A 2640-nucleotide genomic window follows, 5' to 3' on the forward strand; every position below is an offset into this window, starting at 1 on the left:
CCCCAGGACGGCCGGGCCCTTCCGTGTTCCGGGCACCCCTCCGCGCGGCCCCCGGTGTCGCCCCCGCCCGACCTGGGTAGCTGCCGGTCCGCACGCACGCGGCACGGAGGGGGCTCCATGGACATCGCGCACGTCATCGAGGCGGTGGGCACCGCGGTCGACGTCGCCGGGGTCGGCGTCATCGTCGTCGGGGCCCTGGGCGCGACCGCGCTGTTCCTGTACCGGTGGGTGAGCGGGCACGGGCTGGACGCGGCCTACCGGCCCTACCGGCAGGGGCTGGGCCGGGCGATCCTGCTGGGCCTGGAGTTCCTCGTCGCCGGGGACATCATCCGCACGGTCGCGGTGTCGCCCACCTTCGCCAGCGTGGGGGTGCTCGCCGGGATCGTCCTCATCCGGACCTTCCTCAGCTTCTCCCTGGAGGTGGAGCTGGAGAACCGCTGGCCGTGGCAGGGCCGCTCCCTCACCGGCACCGGCTGACCCGCCGCCGGAGGCCTTCGCGGCCCCCGGGCGGACGGGCGCTACTCGACGGGCTCCAGGGACATCGCGTAGACCTCCGTGTCTCCGTCGAGCAGGGCGACGCGTCCCACGCCGCCCTCGGCGAGCTCCTGCCAGTTCTCCCCCAGCCAGCTCTCCGCGTCGCCGCGCGAGGTGAACGACTCCGAGGGCAGGTCCTGCCCCAGCGGGTCGGCTCCGTCGGCCTCGAAGTACCGCCAGGTCCACGCCATGTTCGACCGCCCCTTCGTCACGGAGGTCACAGCGCCGGTCACCGTGATCCTGGCCCGAGCTTAACCAAGCCTTGGCGGAGGATGCTGTTTACTTTTTCGGTGCGTATCCGATTTCTCGGGACTGCCGGGCACTCGGGGTGGCCCGCCCCCCAGTGCACCTGTGCCTCCTGCAACAAGGCCCTCTCCGAGCGCCGCCTGCCCCTGCGCGTGACGGTGGACGACCGTTTCCGCGTCCGTGAGGCGGGGGTGGTCGGCCCGGTGCCGCCGGGGTACTCGGTGAGCCCGACCCCCGACGGCGTCCTGGTCGAGGGCCCCGACGGGGGCAGGCTGATGTACGCGCGCACGGGCCCGGGGCCCCTGCCCGGCGTCCCCCCGGCGGAGGCGCGCGCCGAGGGCTCCTCCGGCTACTCCTCCGCCCGCCCCGACCAGCAGGTGGACATGGTCATCGTGGACGCCGCGCAGCGCCCGGAGGTCATCGGCGAGCTGCGCCGCTCGGGGGTGATCGGGGTGACCACGGCCGTCGTCGCGGTCGGCGGCGACCACCGCGTCCGCTCACCCGAGGAGTTCGCCCGCCGGGCCCGGCTGTGGGGCGCCCTGGTGCCGGGCGACGGGCAGGTCCTGTCGTGCCCTCCGGCGGTGTGGCCGGAGTCGCGGCCGCGCGGGCCGCACCGGACCCTGGTGACCGGGGGCGCGCGCTCGGGCAAGTCCACCGAGGCGGAGCTGCGCCTGATGTCGGAGCCGAAGGTGCTGTACGCGGCGACCGGTCCGGAGCCCGACCCGGACGCGGACCCCGACTGGGCCGACCGGGTGGCCCGGCACGTGCGGCGCCGCCCCTGGTGGTGGCGCACCGAGCAGACCACCGACCTGGCCGCGCTGCTCAAGGGCGCCCGGGGCGCGGTCCTGGTGGACTGCCTGGGCACCTGGCTGACCCGGGTGATGGACGGGGCGGGGCTGTGGGAGGACAGCCCGCCGCCCGACGCGGAGGAGGAGGTGGAGGCGGCGGTCCACGGGCTGCTGGACGCCTGGCGTTCCACCCAGGCCTACGTCGTGGCGGTCACCAACGAGGTGGGGTCGGGTGTGGTGCCCGCGACCCGTGCCGGGGGGCTGTTCCGCGACCACCTGGGCCGGTTGAACCAGTGGGTCGGCGCCGAGTCCGAGGACGTGGTGCTGGTGGCAGCGGGCCGCGTCCTGGAGCTGCCGTGAGCGGTGCCGCCGGCCCCCCTCCACGTGATCCCGCGCCGGACGGGCCTCCCCCGGAGGGCTCGTCTTCGGACGGGCCCGTCCCGGGCGGCTCCCCCTCCGTTCCCTCCCGGGCCGCGGACGCGGTCGCGGGAGCCCGGATGGCGCTGGGCACGTTCACCGTGTTCCCGGTGCGCGCGGGGCGGCTGGACCGCCGCGTGGCCGGGTGGGCGATGGTGTGGGCGCCCGTGCTGGGCGCGCTCCTGGGCGGCCTCACCGGCGCGGCGGCCGTGCTCGGGACGGCGGTCGGCCTGTCCGCCGCGCTGGCCGCGCTGCTGGCCGTCGGGCTGGGCGCGCTGCTGACGCGGGGGCTGCACCTGGACGGCCTGGCCGACCTGGCCGACGGGCTGGGCAGCGCGCGTCCCGCCGAGGGCGCCCTGGAGGTGATGCGCCGGTCCGACATCGGTCCGTTCGGCGTGGTCACCCTGGTGATCGTGCTCGCCGCGCAGACCCTGGCCCTGGGCCAGCTGGCGCAGGCCTCGGCCGAGGCGGCGCTGACGGGCGCGGCGACGGCCGGGGCCGCCGGGCGGCTGGCCGTGGCCCTGGCGTGCACCCCGCGCGTGCCCTCGGCGCGGCCCGAGGGCCTGGGGGCGTTCGTGGCGGGGACCGTGCGCCTTCCGGGTGCGCTGCTGGCCGCCGTCCCCGCGCCGCTGGTGTGCCTGGCGGGCTGGGCGCA

4 protein-coding genes are annotated in these 2640 nt (G+C 76.9%); 3 read left to right on the plus strand and 1 reads right to left on the minus strand.

Annotation, left to right across the window (positions count from 1 at the left end):
* Positions 1-117 precede the first annotated feature (117 nt).
* Complete coding sequence (locus DQW06_RS01735) at positions 118-477, plus strand: DUF1622 domain-containing protein (protein WP_013152000.1); 360 nt, start codon at positions 118-120, stop codon at positions 475-477.
* A gap of 41 nt (positions 478-518) precedes the next feature.
* On the opposite strand, the gene DQW06_RS01740 is transcribed toward DQW06_RS01735, so the two are convergent.
* On the minus strand, positions 519-725 hold the full coding sequence (locus DQW06_RS01740; protein WP_013151999.1) for a hypothetical protein: 207 nt from the start codon (positions 723-725) through the stop codon (positions 519-521).
* 207 nt (positions 726-932) lie between these two features.
* On the opposite strand from DQW06_RS01740, the gene DQW06_RS01745 reads away from it, so the two are divergent.
* Positions 933-1928, plus strand: a complete 996-nt coding sequence (locus DQW06_RS01745) for a bifunctional adenosylcobinamide kinase/adenosylcobinamide-phosphate guanylyltransferase (RefSeq protein WP_041552374.1) — start codon at positions 933-935, stop codon at positions 1926-1928.
* A 137-nt stretch (positions 1929-2065) separates the two neighbouring features.
* Positions 2066-2640 (plus strand): adenosylcobinamide-GDP ribazoletransferase (locus tag DQW06_RS01750; protein WP_157983320.1); only part of this gene is annotated, 575 nt, incomplete at its 3' end.

Source organism: Nocardiopsis sp. TNDT3 (assembly GCF_003427465.1).
Lineage (GTDB): Bacteria > Actinomycetota > Actinomycetes > Streptosporangiales > Streptosporangiaceae > Nocardiopsis > Nocardiopsis dassonvillei.